The sequence below is a fragment of the Capsulimonas corticalis genome (assembly GCF_003574315.2).
In the GTDB taxonomy this organism is placed as follows: domain Bacteria; phylum Armatimonadota; class Armatimonadia; order Armatimonadales; family Capsulimonadaceae; genus Capsulimonas; species Capsulimonas corticalis.
The window spans coordinates 3,119,076-3,139,190 of the sequence record NZ_AP025739.1 but is presented as its reverse complement, the minus strand read 5'-3'; the positions used below and the strand labels follow the sequence as shown (position 1 = coordinate 3,139,190).

16 protein-coding genes are annotated in these 20,115 nt (G+C 53.1%); 6 read left to right on the top strand and 10 right to left on the bottom strand.

The window, feature by feature from the left end:
* Positions 1-318 precede the first annotated feature (318 nt).
* Entirely contained in the window at positions 319-1,002 is a 684-nt protein-coding gene (locus D5261_RS13240; RefSeq protein WP_119321490.1) for an SOS response-associated peptidase, read from the bottom strand.
* Between the two features lie 65 nt (positions 1,003-1,067).
* Between D5261_RS13240 and D5261_RS13235 the strand changes: the two genes are divergently transcribed.
* From D5261_RS13235 to D5261_RS13225, 3 genes are all read left to right on the top strand, one after another.
* Positions 1,068-1,448, top strand: a complete 381-nt coding sequence (locus D5261_RS13235; protein WP_119321489.1) for a GIY-YIG nuclease family protein — start codon at positions 1,068-1,070, stop codon at positions 1,446-1,448.
* Between the two features lie 545 nt (positions 1,449-1,993).
* Positions 1,994-2,971 (top strand): hypothetical protein, encoded by a 978-nt coding sequence (locus D5261_RS13230; protein ID WP_119321487.1) that lies wholly within the window; start codon positions 1,994-1,996, stop codon positions 2,969-2,971.
* 506 nt (positions 2,972-3,477) lie between these two features.
* Positions 3,478-3,816, top strand: a complete 339-nt coding sequence (locus D5261_RS13225) for a hypothetical protein (protein WP_125205980.1) — start codon at positions 3,478-3,480, stop codon at positions 3,814-3,816.
* Between the two features lie 413 nt (positions 3,817-4,229).
* On the opposite strand, the gene D5261_RS13220 is transcribed toward D5261_RS13225, so the two are convergent.
* The 7 genes from D5261_RS13220 to D5261_RS13190 form a co-directional block, all read right to left on the bottom strand.
* A complete protein-coding gene (locus tag D5261_RS13220; RefSeq protein WP_119321485.1) occupies positions 4,230-4,967 on the bottom strand; it encodes a M48 family metallopeptidase in 738 nt (245 codons plus the stop codon).
* A gap of 6 nt (positions 4,968-4,973) precedes the next feature.
* On the bottom strand, positions 4,974-8,276 hold the full coding sequence (locus tag D5261_RS13215) for a type I restriction endonuclease subunit R (protein ID WP_119321484.1): 3,303 nt from the start codon (positions 8,274-8,276) through the stop codon (positions 4,974-4,976).
* Positions 8,277-8,368: 92 nt separating this feature from the next.
* Entirely contained in the window at positions 8,369-8,941 is a 573-nt protein-coding gene (locus D5261_RS13210; protein ID WP_125205979.1) for a hypothetical protein, read from the bottom strand.
* A 4-nt stretch (positions 8,942-8,945) separates the two neighbouring features.
* Positions 8,946-9,509 (bottom strand): hypothetical protein, encoded by a 564-nt coding sequence (locus D5261_RS13205; protein WP_125205978.1) that lies wholly within the window; start codon positions 9,507-9,509, stop codon positions 8,946-8,948.
* 29 nt (positions 9,510-9,538) lie between these two features.
* Positions 9,539-10,852: a restriction endonuclease subunit S gene (locus D5261_RS13200; protein ID WP_119321482.1), complete on the bottom strand. Its 1,314-nt coding sequence runs from the start codon at positions 10,850-10,852 to the stop codon at positions 9,539-9,541.
* Entirely contained in the window at positions 10,842-13,310 is a 2,469-nt protein-coding gene (locus tag D5261_RS13195; protein WP_119321481.1) for a type I restriction-modification system subunit M, read from the bottom strand. Before D5261_RS13195 ends, D5261_RS13200 begins: the two co-directional genes overlap by 11 nt.
* A gap of 209 nt (positions 13,311-13,519) precedes the next feature.
* Positions 13,520-14,230: a hypothetical protein gene (locus D5261_RS13190; protein WP_119321480.1), complete on the bottom strand. Its 711-nt coding sequence runs from the start codon at positions 14,228-14,230 to the stop codon at positions 13,520-13,522.
* 465 nt (positions 14,231-14,695) lie between these two features.
* On the opposite strand from D5261_RS13190, the gene D5261_RS13185 reads away from it, so the two are divergent.
* Positions 14,696-15,106 (top strand): hypothetical protein, encoded by a 411-nt coding sequence (locus tag D5261_RS13185; RefSeq protein ID WP_125205977.1) that lies wholly within the window; start codon positions 14,696-14,698, stop codon positions 15,104-15,106.
* A gap of 360 nt (positions 15,107-15,466) precedes the next feature.
* Complete coding sequence (locus D5261_RS13180) at positions 15,467-16,483, top strand: hypothetical protein (protein ID WP_125205976.1); 1,017 nt, start codon at positions 15,467-15,469, stop codon at positions 16,481-16,483.
* Between the two features lie 675 nt (positions 16,484-17,158).
* Here D5261_RS13180 and D5261_RS13175 read toward each other — a convergent pair.
* Positions 17,159-18,223: a competence protein CoiA family protein gene (locus D5261_RS13175; RefSeq protein WP_119321478.1), complete on the bottom strand. Its 1,065-nt coding sequence runs from the start codon at positions 18,221-18,223 to the stop codon at positions 17,159-17,161.
* A 63-nt stretch (positions 18,224-18,286) separates the two neighbouring features.
* Positions 18,287-18,670 carry a hypothetical protein gene (locus D5261_RS13170; protein WP_125205975.1) on the bottom strand — a complete coding sequence of 128 codons (384 nt, stop codon included), beginning with the start codon at positions 18,668-18,670 and terminating at the stop codon, positions 18,287-18,289.
* 791 nt (positions 18,671-19,461) lie between these two features.
* Between D5261_RS13170 and D5261_RS13165 the strand changes: the two genes are divergently transcribed.
* Positions 19,462-20,112, top strand: a complete 651-nt coding sequence (locus D5261_RS13165) for a sigma-70 family RNA polymerase sigma factor (RefSeq protein WP_119321477.1) — start codon at positions 19,462-19,464, stop codon at positions 20,110-20,112.
* Positions 20,113-20,115: the final 3 nt, after the last annotated feature.

Genomic DNA, 20,115 nt, shown 5'->3' with positions numbered 1-20,115 from the left:
TTTGAACGCACGCCAATAGGCGGCGATCTCGTCGGTCAACGACGGAGGAGCGAGCGAAAGCGTGAAATTGTAAGCGGCGCAGTCACTATAATGATCGGCATGTGCGTAAAACGCACGAGTGACGGCTCGGTGAGTGTCCTCCTTTAATGAAAGAAGTCGATGTCAATCCAGTAAGGGAATGGTTTTGTCCAGCGCGGGGCAATTTGCGCCTTCACCAAATATTATACCCGCTCTTTGTCGAGGAGTCAAGAGTTTTGAAAGATTTCTGGAAATAATCTTAATGAATTTCACCGCCATCGGCAGAGGAGCGTCGTCCGTTCACAATTCTCCCACGCTCACGATGCACTCGTCCGTGTTCCACTTCGAATTCCCCATGCGCCGATCCACCAAGAATCCGTACATGGCGTCGGCGGCGTATTGGCGACAGATTGAGAGCGCCTGATCAGCCGTGGTGGAGGAACTGAGCCAATCGGCTTCGTCGTCGCGATGAACAATCACGGGCATGCGGTTGTGGATATGGGAGACAAGATCGTTCGGCGCCGTCGTCAGGATCGCACATGACCAGATGACCTGATCGGTCGTAGGATCGATCCAGCGGTCGTAGATACCCGCCAGGCCGAAGATTTCTTGGTCCTTCACGCGGAAGTTGATCGGCTGCTTGTCGCCGACAGCGCCGCGCCACTCGAAGAAACCCGTGGCTGGAACAAGACACCGCTGGCGCGCTTTCCACGCGCCACGATAGAGTGGTTTGCCCGCGATCTCTTCGCTGATCGCATTGGTGGCGAGGATTTTCGACTGCATCTTGGCCCACGACGGAATAAATCCCCTGCGCATCGCGTCCAGCACCCGCTCGCCGTTGTGTTCCACGACAGTGGCGATTGTCTGCGTCGGTGCCACGTTGTAGTTGGGCATGGAGTTCGCGGCGTCGCCCAAGGTCAACTGAATACCGAAGAAATCGGCCACTTCCTGGGCACTGACTGAGATGTTGAAACGGTTGCACATGGGATCTCATTTTACCCTGCTTCTATTCTGCAGGGCCTCTCCAAACAGCCATCGAAGCCATCCTTATGGCTTATTGCTACGCGCTCAAGTGCGCCGACGACTGCTATTATGTGGGCTTTACCCGCGATTTGGAAATGCGGATGTTCACACATTTCTTGGCTCCCGCTGTGAAGTGGTTGCTGCTACATCCACCACGGGAGATCCTGTACGTAATCCGCTGCAGCGATGAATCCACCGAGCGCCATGAAACGCTACTGCTGATGGAGCAGCATGGCTGGCAGCATGTACGGGGATATCGGTGGGTTAGGCAAACATTGAAGAAGCGTCCGCGCGACTTGGCCAGGTTTTTTGCCGATGAAGATCCACCGCAATATGTTTCTGACGCCCTCTTGAACGAGATCAAACGGCGGATTGAGGCTTGGTCAGGCGAATGGTCGCCGATCTGAGTCGTTTTGATTGTCGTATTGCTTACACGCACCATGTCGCCATTCCTTTCACCCCTCGTCCGCTCGTATCGTGGCTAAGCTCTGGAATATTCCAGAGTTTCTTCCCTCATCTGCCTCCTGCCCCCCATAGGGCGACCAAAAGATCGCCAATATTGCCGCGAGCGCCATGACTCATAAGCCAGCCACATTAGCGTAAAATATACTAGTGAAAACAATGAATTGTGATCAGGCACTTGCCTTTCGGCGCGCGGCAATTGCCGCCAGTGACTTCACAACCGCCACAGCACACTTTTGCCGCGCCGATGGTGCCTGTCACGACGACAAGCCGCTGCACCTAGCCGCACATTGGGGCATGGCAAAGAGTGCGCTACGCTGCGGACGACTGCGCATAGCACTGACTCAATGGGGCCTCGGCGTCATGACGGCGATTTTTGACTAAAGCGTGGTTCGGAACTTGATTAACCCGTTCGATCCGCACGTTGCGCAGCAGATATGGATAAATCTTGTGTTCGGGAGCAGGCGTGGAGAGGCGCTGGCTGGTAAACATGAAACTCTTCAATATCCCAGACAACATCCATGGCGGAGTAATGTCCCCCTGGCTCTCCAACACCTCCGTGTTACGATTCGGTGACGACAGCAGGCTCTATTCCTACGACATCATCACCAGGGCAGAGATTTGCTTGGAGGCGTTCACGATGCAGGTCCAGTCTTCTCCAGCATTCATAGTATTTCTGCATGCCTCGCCTGACGGAGACCATGCTATGTGGGGACAGTCGGGAAACAATCCCATCTTCGCCGCGCCGATTGATGGTTCGTACCGATATCAGTGGCCTAATCCAAATGGCATGACCTTCCCGCACTGGTGTGCCGACAGTAAGCATATCGCGCAGATCGCGTTCAGCGGCGACGAATATGAAAATGGTGTACCGACAATCCGTTTCGACAAAGTAGATTTTCGTGACGTGGAAACGGGAGACACACCTGAAACGCTCGCAAACCTCCCAGCGGAACTGCAGGGACTGGACATCCTTAATGTTATATCGTCAAGTTGCGTCATCGCGCGTGCGCCAGATAAAATCGAGTCTATGACAGGCACTCAGAGCAGCGCTTCTTCCTTCACGATGGTCTCCGATATCACTTATCGGGCAAGCCAAGATATTAGTGTATGGGATCTCTATCAGCCTGCCGCCCTGCGTCAATGGACCGTCTATGTGCCTGAAGAAGTGCTGTCAGTCGCCGTTTCATCTGATGGCGAACAGGTCGCTTGGATAACACGAAAACCAGAAAACAGCGCAGAGACATTGATTTCCCAGATTTGGAGAAGAATCAGAAAAACATCTTCAGATTTGAGTGTCCATCTTTGGATCAGCCACATTGACGGATCGGCAATGCGAGAGATAGCCCTCGATTCAGAGGCCGAGTTTATTTTTGCGCTGAGTTGGTCGCCGAATGGTAAGATGTTGAGCTTTGTGGCGGGAAGTGAGTTTCATGTGGTAGACGTAGCGGCGCCGAGCGATATTTGACACTCACCCTTCCGCTCGGCTAAGTCAGAATCCACCCCACCAACCTCCCCCAGTACCGACAGCCCTCACAGATCGGCAACCATCCAGCAGCGCCGCAATCACTTCCCCAAGATTCAGCTGTACGCCACGCCGTTCCAGCGATAATGCAACATCGGACACGCCAGGACCGCGGCTCCCAAGGCTGCTATGCCAACCCATTCTTCGCGTGTCGCGATTGCTGGGGATGGCGCGCACAGCACAAACTCGCAGAAGAGGCGGGAATGGCCAATAAGACCCAACTTCGCGAGCGATACGGCCTGACCGCTTCGCAGATTGCCGCCATCGGGCCGCCACACCGCATCGTGCGGCAAGACGGCATAGCACACTATTATCGACTGGATCATGTTTCGTCAGTGCTTGGGATTGTGCTCAATGAGGTAAGTACATGATCGTAGTCGGCTTTACCAAGACAGTGGTAATATACGAGGACACACAAATCTGCAATCTTAACGAAAGAGATGGAAGCGATGCAAAACACTGACTTAGCCGAGCGAATCACAGCCTTCTTAAGCGGGATTACGCCGCCAACTGATACTCCAGAAGGCCGAGCTTGGCTGCGAGAGGGTAAGGAACTGAGCGCCATTGCGCCAGAGGTGTTCTTGGAGGCGTTGAAGGTTGGCGCAGTTGGCGCTCAAACGAATGCACAGTTGGCGCTTCGGGCAAATGACTACGAAGTATGGGATTTCGGCGAACCATCGCATTCACTTTATTCCATAAAAACTCCATCAGGCGAAGCGTATACGATTGGGCCAGAACAACATAAGACATTCTGGCCAGTGATCGCACCATCGTCAATGAGGTTATAAATAACTTCGCCACACTGTGACACTGTGAGAATATTAGCAGCAGCAGATATCGGTTTGCCTAGTCTGTCTACTGGAATTAAAGGCACACACCCGTTGCGCGGCAGTAGCCCTCAACTCCCTATCGAATCGTGTTATCCTATGGGCAAGCGACTTGGGTAGGTTGTGCAATGTCCAGTCCACCGCTGGCATTCACACTCCAAGGATAACTCCAGCATCGATTGCATTCTTTGCACTTCAGTTCTTTTGAACCAGACTTATTCGGGCTTACAACCATAAAACTTAGTGGTTGCCCGCATTTACAGCTTACAGTGCCTTTATACGTGTCCATAACCGCGATTATACCTTCCTCGTGGCAATATATGGAATTCACTTCCTCACAAGATGGTAATTCCTTTATTATTCATCGCAAATCGTCATAGGTAATATCGCGAGCCGTTCGCGGCGAGCCACTCTTTGCGTGCGCGCCAGTCAGGGACGATGAGTTCAATCACGCGCCAGAAATTGGGGCCGTGGTTTGGCTCTTTCAGGTGCGCGAGTTCGTGGACGATTACGTACTCGGCGTAACGGGCGGGGAGAAGGATAATTCGCCAGTGAAAGAGCAGCCTGCCATCTGGCGTGCATGAACCCCAGCGATGGCCAAGAACAGAGCGAACCTCGAACGCTGTAGGCTCAACACCCATTCTAGGGGCAAGTGTCTTTATACGCTCACCGATCCACGAGTGGGCGTGAAGCAAGTACCAATCGCGAAAATGTTGCTCAGCGTTCTTGGCCGCGGGTGCTGTCAGTTCAAACCAGCCGCGCCGCAACAGGAGTGGAGGCTGCTTTACGCCATTCGTGGGTGGGCTGATAATGCGCAGACGGTAGCTACGACCAAGATGCCAAAATCCTTCACCTGGAACGTATTCTTTCGGAGGAGGCGGGCCATTAAGCAAAAGGTTCTTGCGGGCGAGCTTCTGGTATACCCAGTCCAGCTTCGCCTCGACAATCCTCACGATATCAGCAGATTCAGCATCCGTAGGCACAGCCACAGTGAGGCGCCCGTCTCGCTCTACAACCAGTTCAACAGTGCGCCGAGCGCTACGACGCACCGTGAAACCCAGGTCGGCCACCTGCAAAACTTCTACAGATTGAGAGGCGGGGCTTATGGGCATTGACACTTAGTCCCCACTTTGCTCAGCGACTAGCCGTGCGTGAAGTGTGCGGGATAGCGCCACTAAGCGGTCGGCAACACGCTCCTGATGGTCTATAGGAATTAGCTCGTGATCATCCAGGTATACGGTAATCTCACCGTGAAGAACCCGCTGTGCATATTCCGACCTCCAAAAACCCGCTTGACGCAAATGGCGGCGGATCACTTCCACCAGCTCCACGGTCGGCTCAGCATAGCGACGAATGCTATCATCCCCGCCATCACTCCCCCCAGTCTCTTCAAGTAGCACTCCCAAGAACGGGGCTTGAGTTCGTGGGTCGAGACCTGATTGATCTTGCGGGCATCCCTCCCGCACGTCAGCGGTGAATTGGCGTAGCGCCTCCACAAGCGCATCCCAGTTCTCGCCAAAGTGTGCTAGGATCTCTTCCAACCGTTCGGAAAGCCGCTTGTAATAGGACGGGTCTTCATTGTACTTGCTGGTTATATGATAGCGGGCCGCGTGCTCCATCTCCGATGCCTGCGTCTTTGCGGATGGTTGCGCGGCGACTGCGGCATCAAAGCCGAGATCCAAAATTGAGATTGGAGGCACCTTCGGGTCGATGCCCATCGCGTACACATGCTGATCGATCAGGTCACGCACCTTCTGTCCCGCTCCGACCAGCATTAATTGGGGATCGCGGTAAAGGTTTCGAGCCATCTGATTGATAACACCGAGTGTACGCGCATCGGCATTAAAGTGCAGCGCTTCGGGGCGTGGAAGAACGATATCCAGACTTTCCAGGAAATCCTTATATTTCACTGAGAAGTCGGCACGTACTCGGGGATCGGCAAGCACATCTACAGCAGCGCGCACGTTCGAGATGTCGCTTACGTTCCGCTCGGAGAAGATCGCGATTACACGGCGATGGCGATCTGCCAGAGTGGGCAGGGTATCCTTTATACTTACGATCCCTGCACGGATGTCTTCCATGTCCTCTGCGCTGTACACCGCCACGGCGCGCCGAAGAAATTCTACAATGCCACGATAGTCCACGATAAGCCCATGCTTTTTTCGCGGTGCGGTACGATTCGTCCGCGCGATGGCCTGAAGCAATTCCGCACCGACCATCTTGCGGTCGAGGTACAGCGCCTGCTCGTTTGGCGCATCAAACCCTGTAAGCAACATGGATTTAACTACAAGAATGGCGAGAGGGTCGGTTTTGGCGGGATCACTTGTTGCTGTACGAAGCGGCTTCTTGAAGCGGGCAATATGTTGAGCTTGACGCGCCGCCTCTGTCCATTCCGCCCAATCTTTCGGGTCATTTTGATCCCCTGCGGAAATTACTGAGGCGAATTCAAGACCAGCGATAGTGTTGCGATGTGGATGAGCACGGAGAATCTGCTGAACGTGATCTGTGAGACTGCTCCGTTCCGTTTCGGACAAGATAAGCAGATCATCGGAGAGGCCGTCAATCTCTGATACGAGCTTCCTCTGAGCGGCTACGAGAGCATGCTGAAACCGCACGGCGGCGAGGCGACTTACCGCCACGATCTGGGCCTTGAAACCGTTCGGTAGTACGGTGTCAACATAGTGGCGCAATGCATGATCGGCCTTCGCTGCAATCAGATTGGTTGCTTCCAGCACCGTCTCGACACGGGCGTACCGCGCAGTAGCGCGTTCCCTTTCTGCGGTTGACAAGTGGCCGAATAGTTCGTCCGCAAGGTCATCGAGCGTCTTGTCGTCTTTGATGAAAGCCCCAGCGTCATAGCCCTCATACAAAATGCGAACAGTCGCGCCATCTTGCTCGGATTGCCTGATTGTATATCGGTCGATGTACGGGCCGAAAATCTCATGTGTTCGCTTTGCCAGGCCCATCAAAATTGGCGTCCCAGTAAACCCGATGAAGGTGGCATTCGGCAAAGCCCGACGAAGGTTAGCATGAAGGCTTGTTGTTTGACTGCGATGAGCTTCGTCGATAAGGACCACGATGTGCTCGGATGGGTTCAGTTCTGGATAAAGTGCTGTCGCGGTCTCAATGTCGTCACGACCATCCGCCTCGTCCGAGTCAATCTCGGCGGCTTGATCATCCGATCCCTCAGTGTCACGAAATTTCTGGATCATCGCAAATACGAGATCCGCGCCAGGCGCAGACAACAAAGTCTCAATGGCTTTGACGCCGCGGGCGGAACGCACGTTTTCGCCAGTAAGTTGCGCTGTCCCCTTAAGTTGCTTTTCCAGATCGGTGCGGTCGGTCACGACAACGATTTTGAATCGACGCAGAGCAGGAATTGCACGCATTCTCCGTACCAGAAAGACCATCGTCAGACTCTTACCAGAGCCTTGCGTATGCCATACGATGCCGCCGCGCTGGTCGGTCTCACCGTGTTGCGTGCGTGTCTGTCCATGTTCGAGTTGATGGACAGCCTTTTCGACGGCGCGGTATTGCTGGTACCGAGGTGCGATCTTGATTACCTTACCGCCCGCTTCCGAGAACACCATGAAATTTTTGACGATATTCAGTAAATTGTTGGGGGAAAGCATACCCTCGCCTAGCATTTGCTGGCTTGAGAGCCTACTGATGCCCATATCTGTGACGACCTGTGCAGTGGGCGCGGGATATGTATCCTTCCATTCCAAGAAGTGCTCGTAGCCCGCCCCTACTGTGCCTACACGCGCCTCGTCAAAGAATGTTGAAACGAGGAGCTGTGAGTAATGGAATAGTCTCTCAGCGCCTTCATCGTCGCTATCGCGTTGATTGGAATAACGGAGTAGTTGCGTAATACCTGCTTCTATCGGATTGGTGATGCTCGGGGACTTGCATTCAATTACCACGAGTGGGATGCCGTTCACGAACATCACGAGGTCGGGAATGATATAGTTGCGACCGCCTGGAACATCTACGCGGAACTGGTTGATGATGAGGAAGTCGTTGTTCGCTGGGTTCTCGAAGTCAATAAAACGCGCTGTAACGCTTCGCCCTGCTCCGTGCTGGGCTGGATCGCCTTCAACGGGATAGCCCAACAGCAAAAGATTCGTGGCAACGGCGTTTGCCTCCATCAATTTGTGCTGCCCCAGACGGGACAGTGCTCCGACCATTCGGGTAGCTCGAACGTCATCAAGCCACTCTTGGCCGCTCTCGTCACGATTGATCCGCTTGATGGCGTCTCGCAGGCGGCCTTCAAGCAGGACTGCTCCGAAATCGGGCCGTTCGGTCACATCGGGGACATATATATCGCCCTCAATGTGTTGCCAGCCGAGCGGTTGCATCGCGGTAAGCTGAGCGATGAACGGCCTCTCGACATAATTCTCCTCTTGGAAGTCTGTCAGCATATTTCCTCTGCTATCGACCGTTTCAGGGAGGCGTGTTAACCCCTCTCTGACCTCATCACGCTCTTGCCTTCAGGCGGCGCGCCGTTCTGTTGTTAATGGGGTATTCCTGTAGCGACAGGTACGCTGGCCTTAAATGTCTCGACTGCGCCAACGAATGCAGCAAGCCGCCCGATCAACCCTGGCTCTTCGAGCGAGCCGATGTCCACATAGCGAAACGTCGCGCCGTTCGGCCAGCGTATATCTTCCAATGGACCATTATACGCAGCGAGAAATGAGGTCTTGCTAATTCCGTTGCGTCCGCCGCCGATTCCACCACTGTGCAGCAGGTTCACTTGACCATTCGTATTATTGAAGGCAAAAGCGCCACCACAACGACGAGAAACGCCTTCTCTGTAGAACGAGAACTGCACGCTGATGCTTCCAAACTGGTTTGTCTGCGCAGGATCATTCGTGCCAAACGCGAACCAGTAACCAGTGCCATCTACGGCCACTGCGGATAATCCCCACAATCCAGCACCAGGATGCCAGTGAACCGTATGCTGCTCACCGCCGCCCCGCCATCCTACGTTACGTTCATAAGGTACGCTGCCGTTTTTGAGTTCTTCGGTCAACTGATGATATGCCGCAGCAATGTCATCCGCTTGGGTCAAAGCATGTAGCGCCATAGTCTCATCCTTCCTGATGGCGAGCAGCCACCGAATCAATAATGGGCGTAACAACTTCAATGACCTGTGCAAACCATCGCGCTGCCTGATCCACGGAAGGGTCATCGCCATAACCACAACCAGAGAACTTTACGATACCGTGGCTTGCCGTGTTTGTCGGAGCGAGCAAGCGATATGTGTTGGCCTCAAATTGGGCAGGAATATCAGCAGCCCCTATCAGACGGCCCCGTAATGCACTTATGACTCGCGCCTTTCGCTCCAACATTGGGACCAGCGTAGCCCGTAACTCGGGCTTACTGTCTAGGCTCGCAATCCACGGTTCAGGACCGACTTCAACGCGCATCTCGCGGCGGTCTTTGGCTTCAAAGTGAATTCTCAGTGTGCGATCATGCCCTGGTGGTCGCTGCAAAACCCATGATGGCTTCCAGATCTGGAACACTGCATTATGCTGGCTGATGCCAATATCCACCTGCAATCCAAGCCGATTCACAGTGCTGATGAATACAGGTGCATTCCGCACGCGGTCGAAGAATTCAGCGTCGTTGTTCTTGATGTCGGTGAGCGTCACTCGCATCGTGTCCTACCTTTTATTGTGGATTACTTGCATACGCGCACCAGCCCAGTCAGCAGATCAGCCATGAGCCCCTCCTTTTGAAGGATTAGCTTGTCACGGTACGTTTCCTCCGCTCTAATTCGCATATCATGTACTCGCGCTATCTGTCCTATCAACTGCTGCTCTTGAATAGGCGGGCGGGCGATCATGAATTCCGCTAACTCCTCCCTGTTTATCTTCGGAAAGCCGCTTCGCATAGAAACGGCTGTGGCAAATCGAGAAAATCGCTCTCCAAGAAGTGATATGAGAAGGTAATACGAATCCATCGTAGGGCGTGGACGCATTGGGTACATGTCCGCACTACACAACCCATCGAATGTCGCAAGAGTAACCTTTCGAAGATTTGGGCGAATCTTGCTGTACAAGACATCTCCAGACTGAAACACGTACTTGCCGCTAATGGCCCCCTGTTCTGCCGCTGTGCTTATTTGTAGCAGCCGCCCTGTACCGCCCTCGATATGATCAGGACCAATCAACGGCCAGTCGCGGTACGGAGCCTGACGTGGATCTACTTGACCTGATGGAAGATCAACGTGATCAAGTAGTCGCACAATTTCCCAGCCTTTTGGCAGAGGCCCAATATGTGAATTTGTGAACTGCTCAGGGTGCGTTCGCGGAGCGCGAAGCGGTGGGACATTAAAGCTCGCTCCTACTCCATCAAACGATAGATCGTTTACATCGTTGAACCTCAACTCATTATTTCCTGCAGTCCCGCAGTCTGCCAACCCAAACATCAGCAGATCGTTCATTAGACCAGTTTTCAGTTGGCGGAGTTTTGCGACCACGGAAGCAGACTTCGCAATGAGATCATCATTTGTGTCCAGCACATTCGCAATTCGTCGTTGCTCCTCGATTGGTGGCAGGTGTAGAGGGAGTGCCTCAAGTATAGCTTTTGTTAAACCACCACGCCCTCCACCCGATGATCGTGCCCGTAACTCTTCATACCGACTTTTCAGATCATGGAACAAGTAGGTAGTGTCGAGCACGTTGCTTTTCCCGCGAATAAGTGCGACAGATTGGTTTGTACAGAGTGGAATAAGTGTCAATGCGACCGTGCCACGTGTCTTACCCTGACCTGCAAGAGCGACTGCAACAGCGGGAGGATCAATTATTTTGGCGTTTGACGCCGACAGTCCTAGCTCCGTAATTCTCCCATCCACATGAGCAACGCGATTTCTGTGAACGTCACCAGACACCATCCATGGAACCTGTCCGCCCCAATACGCAGACACATCCGTACTTGGGGTACCACCAACTTCCACTGTGGCTACCTCGCCGAGCAGTTCCTTAGTCCACATAGTTTAAATTTCTCAGGAAGTTGTTCATCGCTGTTTCCGCTTGAACTCGTTGATATGTGAGTGTTGTCAGTGATGTGTCATATTTATCCCACATCGCCTCTAACAATCGTTCCACCTGTTGACGCCGTGCCTGAACATATCGTGACAGCATTTCATTCAATTCCTCTCGTAGGACTTGAATGGCTAGTTTCTGCAGATCAGACGCGGCCAAGCCAGCTCGTGTTGACACAACCAAATCGGCAGCACCCGCGCCCAAAGCCTTCACTCGCTTCTTCGACGCCGTGAGTTCACGCTTGAGCGCCTTTATTTCAGCTTCCGTTAACGGCTCGGCCTCTTCGTCATCTTCACTCCCCTCTTCGTCATTAGGCTTCATAGTAGCTTTGATCTGCGACTCGATCAAGTCACAGGCGGCCTCCGCCTCGGCAATTTCCTGAAGTAAGTCAGCAAGCAGAATTCGCTTGAGGCGTTCGGCTCCAGCCATCTGTGGCACATCCCATTTGGAATTGGTACTCTTCTTTTTGCTGTTGTCAGTTTCCTCGCCATCGTCTTCTTCACCGCGCAAAGCGGTTTCGAGGTTGGCCACCCAGGAATCCATTAAACCAGCGAATCCCGACGCCTGAAGTGTTTTCAAAGAGAACTGCATCTCCTGCCACCATGATGCGATTACTCCCGCCGTCTCGTAGCGATCTAGGAGACCGATGGGCACAAGGGAGTTCTCAAACGATTGCAGGAATTCCGCGCGAGCAACCATCATGTCTTTTGTTTCAGGCAAGGACAGGATACGCATCTCGTGCGCAGCCCACCAGTCAACGCAAGCACTGAGCAGGCGTTTCTCCTGAAGTTGTACTCCACAACTCGTGCGAATGATGCGCCCTACGTCTGCGCGCGTCCGCACACTTGGCACAAATCCAAGATACCTTTCATCGTGATCCGCAAAGAGGTCTGCGGGATCAAAACCTTGGGCCATCAGAAGCGGACCAGCGGCTGCCACTTCTGTTTTTGGCACACCACCAAGAAGATGCGCACGCACGTCCTGCGGTTCGGGTGGACAGGCGTTGTCGGCATAGCGACGGATATTCAGGTTATCACCATTTGCAGCTATTTCGGCCCGCGTGACTACTGTGGCATAGCGCGACGCATCCTCGAATTCCTCAAATGTCGTGACAATCTTCTCGATGTGCTCAGGGCGCAGGTAATTCTGAGCACGGCCCGCTGCAAATTCGGCGTCCGCGTTGATGAACAAGACCTTTCCGCGTCGTGCGGCAGGCTTAGCACCCTTGGCTCGTAGGACGAGAATACACGCGGGGATACCTGTTCCGTAAAACAAATTACTCGGCAGTCCAATCACGGCTTCCAGTTGGTCATCATCAAGAATACTGGTACGGATCTTCTGCTCATCACCGCTACGGAACAAGACACCATGCGGCATAACTGTCGCAACCATACCGTTTGTATTCAGCACAGCCAACATGTGCTGCACGAACATCAGATCAGCCTTTTTGCCCGTAGCTGGTGCGTATCCGTGACGAAACCGCTCCCTAAAGGTCAATTCATCGGGATCATAGTTCAAACTAAACGGTGGATTGGAAATCACACGATCGTGGCGCATCAATTCCCCACCCTCCGCGTGCTGGGGGCGCGCGATCACATCCTCGTTCTGGATATCTGAGTCTGGAATACCGTGAAGAAGCATGTTCATTCGACAGATAGCCCAGACGCCACCATTTGCCTCTTGACCAAACAACTGGAGCTTTCCCCCTCCGTGTTCCTCCACATACTGCTGTGAAATAATTAGCATGCCGCCCGATCCGCAGCACGGATCGTATACTTGCATACCGTTTTCGGGCTTCAGGAGGCGCACCATCAAGCGCACTACTTCACGCGGCGTGTAAAACTCTCCGCCTTTCTTCCCCGCACTATCGGCAAACTGCTTGACTAAGAACTCGTATGCAGCGCCGAGAAGATCAGGGAATTCAAAGTCCTCATTACGCAGACGAAAGCGTTTCTTTGAGAAATGCGTAATGAGCTTGCGGTATCGCACATCAGGGATAAGGCGTTTGTTGTCAATAGTGCGATTGAACTCGATATGAGACACGACACCCGAGATAGAATGATTGGCCTGTTCCAGTGCACCAAGAGCCTTGTTCAGCCCGTTGCCAATATCAGTGTGCAAGTGGTCGCGGATGTAACTCCAGCGCGCGGTCTCTGGGACAAAGAAGGTGTCAGCATATCGTACTGATCTCTCGGCCTGCTTCTCAGCATCTTCCTGAGAGCGCCCCTTCGCCACCATATCGGCGATGATTTTTTCACGGCGCTCATCAAAAACGTCGGAGGCGCGCTTCAGGAAGAGCATCCCGAAGAGATACTCTTTAAACTCGGAGGCGTCCATTTTGCCACGTAAAATGTCAGCAGCGCTATAAAGGTGCCGCTCTAATTGCGGCAGGGTGATTTTGGGCATGGGGGTAGTTCGCTTCTCAAAAGTCGAACCCACCGCGGCAAAGCCACAGTGGGTTGTTCTGCCATAAGTTCATCGATACGATGGCTATTTCCTGCTCATCTCTGGGAGGATTTGAGTCGTGAGGAAAGCACAGCGGACTTCAAAACGCACCCTCCAGCAAGCGAGCGAGATTCCGACACACCTACTCAGGCGTGGCGGAAACGGCATCTCTACAGCCACCCACGATGCACGCCGCGAATAATACCGTGCTTCGCCATGATGTCCAGCATTGCATCACGATTTGCTATATCTGTGACAACTGCTACGGAGTTCGCCGCATATGGCCCAACGATTATCTCCGAAAAGATGCAGGTCGCCATGCCGTTGTAGGCGGCGGGCACGGACTGTCCTAGACGGACGTGTGTATGACCACCCTGTTCCTTTATCGGAGAAGCATACTTCGTGGTGGTCGTCAAATCACCGTTGCCAGAGAACTCTACGAGAGCGCGTTGTTTTGGCGGAGCGTTGTAGAAGACGATTGCGCGGGCACGATCATCGAGTCCAGCCGATGCCCGCTGAGTAATGCCAATATAAATGGTGCGGCTCTTGCCATTCACCTGCACGTCGGCCTTGAACGACTTGCCGTACTCCTCTATCGTGCCGTCAGGCCATTTGTGAGAGAATCGCTCCGCAGGCGTCCAAAAGCCGATCTCGACATTCATACCAATGTCCTGCCGTTGTTCCACTATTGGTGCTTCGCTTGGCTCCCCAATGGCTTTTCCCTCTGCATCTCGCTTGGCTTTCCAGCCGATCAAACTCTGTAGCGACACACCGATCTCAAGATCACCTGCCACAGCCGCCTGCAGTAAGTGTGTTCTTCCTAAGCCCAACAACATTGCGGCGGCATCAATGGGCAGAGCATCGTTCAACAACTGGTTCATTACGGTTTCCTTCCAAAGAGGCATCGTTCAGCGACTTGATGCAAGTATACCAAAATTGTTGTTCCTTGTCAATAAATCTGATGTTGTTCAGAAAAACGAATTTTATATTGTTGCTTCGGCAAAAAAATTTGATGTTATTTCCCTGCAGGTATAACGGATGCAGGCGTGCTCCATTACCTCGACATCTGCACCACCACCACGGTCAGAACACTTGGGACGTTCGTGATGGAAACGCACCGTGCGACGAACGAGGCCCAAACCTCTGGGATATTCCAGCGAGAGGTATCATCCCTGCATGTATAAAAGAAGCCCAGATCCTTACGACATTATTTTCCTTCACTCCTGGAATGGTATTTGAATCCACCACGTGACGCGGAGCCAGTTCCAGAACAATATCAGCCCGAGAGGAACACCAACATTAGCAGTGGACCGTGCAGGATCGTTCCAGTAACGATGAAATCTCGCATGAGAATGCGAACCAGCGTTTACCAATGCGCACGATATTTCATGCATGAATGGGGCGCTGACTTCCCATCATATGATCCCAAAGGCGATGAAGATGCTCGACCATTCTTGTGGGTAGCGAACACTGGAGGTGGCTGGTATCAAGCCGTGGGAGCGGTAAACTTCCGCAAACGCAACTGGAGTCATGTCAGTCCATGGGGATTGGAGTGGATTTGGTTACATCCATTCGCGCGTGGGCGTGGATATTTGAAAGCAGCATGGCCTTACTTCGAGCAAGAGTTCGGGGATTTTATTCCAGAGCCACCGTATTCACCAGCGATGCGGCACTTCTTGCTCAAGAACTGGCGTGGAGAACTGGGGGATATGTTCAGGAAGAACAATGGTGTTGAGGAACGAGCAAGCAAGCTGTGACAGAGTACAACTCACAGGCATCACCCCGCTCGATTATGCACCAGCAACGGATTGCAAACTATTGCGTCCCACCGACAGATGATAAACGAATAAAGGTTCCGCGCTCTACAATGGGCGAATTGGCTGTGCGCATCCCCGAAAAACGCACGAAAACAGTTCCAGAGATCAGGCAGGGCACGACCGCTTCTGCCTGGTAATTCCCTTCAGAAACAACGAGCGTGGCCTGACCAGCCCTGCTTACAATATTGCTGAGCGGCAGACGCAACCTGCCGTTCAGCCACGGAGTCGCCTTTGGTCGGGCGGCGGTACCATGCCCTGTCGAGTAGGTTGCGTCTGCTCGGCGGGGCTTTTGGTTTGCCGATGACCGAGATTGATCCAAACACAACTCTTTACGACGTAATGAGCGGCGTGGCTCCAAGCCACATGATTGAGCGCGTATCCGCCTGGGCACATGCCGAACGGTGGCGCGTAGGAGGAATTGACCTCGCTCGTACCAGACACTCGGACATCTTAGACAAACGCGCCAAAGGACGCGCGATATACGACGAATACCGCCGCGCTCATCGCATTGCAGTGCTCTATGAGCCTGCCAACATCATGAGGCTCCTCGACGCCGTGGCCGTGAAGCTCTGTTGTGAGAATTTTGCCGCCCTAGAAGAGGTCGATTCCACCCTCTCCGAAAATCTCAACGCGATGGCACGCTCCTGGGCCGACTGGCACGACGAATTTCTGATCAATCAAATCATTCCTGAAGCCGACTGGCCCAAGCTGATCAACACGTTTGTGGCGCGCACGATTAAAGCAGATGGATGGCTAAAACCTCTCCAGCAGGAGCGGTGGGAGCAACGGAAGGCTGCCACGAAACCCGCTCGCCAGACAGATGGGAAGACCTACCTCCCCCATGAACTCAAGATTGCCATCAAAAAATTTCTGCGGAGCGACCGTCTATCTGAATATACAAGCGCTCAGATAGCGGAACAACTCCAGTGCCGCTCGAAGTGGCAAGAGGTTGGCCGTATGCTTGGTGAGTTGAGTAAAGATCCTGGGAGCGGTGTGGTATGGCGACATCCAAAAGGCAAACCCAGAATGATGTTGTGGAAATACTGCCCACAGCGCAACATCATCAAAGCCGCTCCCGAACGGACACAGGAAATCGTGAGCAAGTGGGTCATTGATTACGTGCGGGCGAAACAAACGGATGATATCACTAAACGCTCTCTACGAGCAATCAGAGAGGCTATGAGACGATTTTTTGGGCAGATCAGTAACGACACTGTGGACAATGCAGTTCACGGCCTTTGTGCCGAAGGGCAACTTCTTGCGGGGCCAGGTTCCAGAGGAGGAACGGCGTATTCTGTGCCTGAGGATTGCCTCTAAATCCAGTGGCCGTCAGTGGCCGTTTTTGAGCAAATTCAGTGGCCGATGCGCAAAAATCTCAGTGGCCGTTATTTATTTCGGCCACTAGATCCAGTGGCCGTTTTAGATGGTGAAGGTCGAAAAACTGCCAAAAATGAAGCCTGCGTGTTCCTATACAATTCAGAAGGAATCAGAATAAAGTAATAGGAATCTATTGGATCGCCCCACGGGGCGGGATACCAAATCCGTAGTTCCTTTGTCAGGATTTTCGCCATAGAGTCTTGAAAAGGGAGGCGCTTGCGCCGATTCTTTTCAAGTGGCGCTCTCCCCGTTCGCCGCGTCGCTGCGCTCCTTGCTCACTCGGGAGATCACCAGTTGATAAGAGATGACATTCGATTCCATCCTATCTTCAACCCACCGCAGCCTTCTGGACAAAAAAGAACCACGAACGAGCCGCATCTCTCTTACTCGGAGAGTCGCCCCGTAGGTGGCGACACAAACAACACTACGGATATACCTGCCCGCACCGCCGAAGGCCCCTGTCCGCCTGTGATCGCCGCGCCCCGTGCTCGGGATCGGCTTAGAAAGGCTATTTTTCCTGCCCACAACGCGCAAGTTTCACGCTGACGACATATTTCCCATGCGGCTGTCTTTAAGGGCCTTGTTGAGCATATTTCGGCGGCATACCCTACGCCATCATCCTCCTGACTTAGCCCTCCCCAACCTCAGGCACGCATTACAGCCACATTCTCCCGTGAGACCATTGCGGTAATACCAGTCAGTGGTTTTTTGCCCACAAAACTTGCAGATACCAACGTTCGACGCCAAAGCTCCAACGTTAGCCACTCTGGTGCGCTCGATCTCTGCACGCTGTTCGGCTTGCTTCCGTTGGGCCTCCTCAACCGCCTGGAGCGCTGCAATTCGCCTTCGCTCGATCTCTTCGTCTGCCAGCCGCCGTTGTTCCTTCTGGCGCGCTAGAACGGCCTGTACTTCGGCCAGCCGTTCGCGCTCGCCAGGATGCACGATTTCGCCGTTTTTCGGGGCAATGAGGATGTCAGCCATCGGCGTGCGCCAAATAGCGCCTTCAAAGACTTGTGGGGGATGGACGCAGTGGAGGTGGCGGTGTGTGGTGACGATGCCAGTCTCTGGATCGACGTAGTGGAGGGAGTGCCCAGTAACCGCCTGGCCGTTTATGAGTCGCTTATCAAATACAGAGCGACTCATCAGATCACGTTCGGTTGTTGAGAGGTTCAACGCATTGGCGTTGCCAAAACTGGGTGAGTACAGCGTGCTGGTGAATACCCAATGAACGTGCTGTGCGATCTCACCGAGACGTTCCATGAGAACATGGCGCTCTTGAGGCTGTATGCCTCGGTCTACGACCCAATAAGCAACGGAGCCTGATGGTAGATCCACAAAGCAATCGATGGCTCGTCCGTGTTCCCAGTCCTTCTCGATCTGGACTTCACTACCAAACACCTCCACAAGACGCATGTAGAGCATGGCACGGACTTGAAGGGTTTCAGGGCTTACGTGGTCGAGGGAGCAATTTTGTAAATGTTTGTGGGCAAAATATCGTGCTCGAATCTTTCCCGCGTGAAGACGCACAGCCGAACCGCAGCCTCGGCACAGAAGAAGATCCTGCTGATCAAGAGCACGTAGCTCATCGGTACGCTCAGCCCAGATCGAGTCAATCGAAATAACGGATTCACCAGTGGTTTTATGGATGGCTCGGAACATGAAATTAACATTCAGCAGCATCTCGCTGCATAGCCTTATTGCGACAGTTTTGGATCACTGTCCGAGAATATTTTATCACACGTTTCAATGCGCCGCCCACCTCACTAACGCCACCACCGCACCGACAATGCCGCCCAGTATTCGTGCCAAACCGATAGGTGGTGGCATGGTCACTGGCCTAAGCCATATGTAAACATCCATGCCCGACATCGCGGGAGAAGCGGAAACTCGTAATTTAGCGCCCTTTGCCGCCTCTTCCATTTTGATCGCTAATTTTTTGTGCGCTTTTTCGTTAGAGGCACGAAAACAAATCCAGCAGCGGTCGAGACTGCGCAGATTTCCTGGTGCTGAGCTAGGATCAAGCCCCCGCGCCTCGACCGTGCGGGGGCCTAAATGTTTTTTGGAGAGATAAAAAATGAGAACAACACCAACGCGACGATGGTATTTGGCTTGGCTTGCGGAGTACAAGGCCCTTGGCGGCCACGATGGTCCTGCGACACTCCATGCCGTGTGGACCAACTATGCCCTACCTGCCTATCAGTATGGAGCATCTGCCAGGGTCGCGGCGTGGGCTGCGGTAACGGCGTCACGAATCTACGGGGATATGGCATCTTATAAAGAGTTAGCGGGATATTGATTTGCGAGGACAGAGGCACTAAAATGAGCAAGAAAAAGACATCAGTTGCGACGCAATGTCCGCATTGTGAACACGAGATCAGGATACCTGCATTTTTTTACTCGACAAAGGCATTTTACACTTGTGGTCGCAAGGCATGTCCACAAGGTTCTACCCCACCCCACCGCGCACCTCAAGGCAAGCATTGGGAGCTTTCTCCGCTAGGAGGCGGGTTGTGGCGACACGACTTGAAAGCGGACAATGCTCAATATCACGCTGCAATCGAGCGCGCCAAGAAAACAATGGCTACAAGAGCGCGGCCCCGAATAACGCCTATGCTATAATGACCTTGCGGGGCAACTTGATTGTGGCGTCCATGCGCGGCATGGCGTCTGCCGACATACACAAATAAGGCAGTCGGTTGTCCCGCGCTCTGCAGTCCGATGACAAAACTCTGGAATATTCCAGAGTTTTTGCGTTCTCCACCTCACACCAGCCTTCTCCTTCATCTGATCAATCTCTTCATGGTCTCGTTCTTTACTTCTTACTCAGACAGCTTGGCTTTGCCAAAAATAATTCTCGTACCAGGTATTTTTTTCGAAAATCTTGAGGAATAATATCCACACAATGGAATCATGAAAGTATGATCCTCAAAACAATAATCGCAATACAAGGAGTAATACGATTCAGCATGATAGGTGACAGCAAGCAATCAGTTGCGCAACGCGCCCAGCGCCCAGTTCGAGGCGAAGAGCAACTCCTTAAAAAATACGAGCATCTCGCCCATGCAGTCGTGCGGAAGCACCGTGGCAACGCGAGCTATCAAGACCTCGTTCAGATCGCTAAAATCGGAGTGTTGGAAGCGATCAGGACACACGATGGGCAGGTGGCATCATTAACCACCCATGCCTACAACCGAGCCATGTTTGCGGTGAGCCACTATGCACGTGGTGGACAAGACGACGTAATACGCATCCCTGAAAAACTTTGGGCTGATCGCGATAAACCAGAGGTCCACGCACAAATACCGCAACGCGCCTTCATTGAAGCTGAAGACATCGGCGCAGCATCGGATGATGATTTTGCGGCCTCTGCGGATGCTCGGGTGCTCGCCAGCAGCGCATTGTCGCGCCTGTCGGAAATCGAACGAAGAGTAATCGAATGCGTGCTTCTGGACGAACATACACACATGGAGGCGACAGAGATATTGGGGATATCGCGATGGCGAGTCTATGCTGCGCTCAGGGATGGGACAGCAAAATTGCGTAATTATCTCAGTGCCGTGAAGATATGAGGG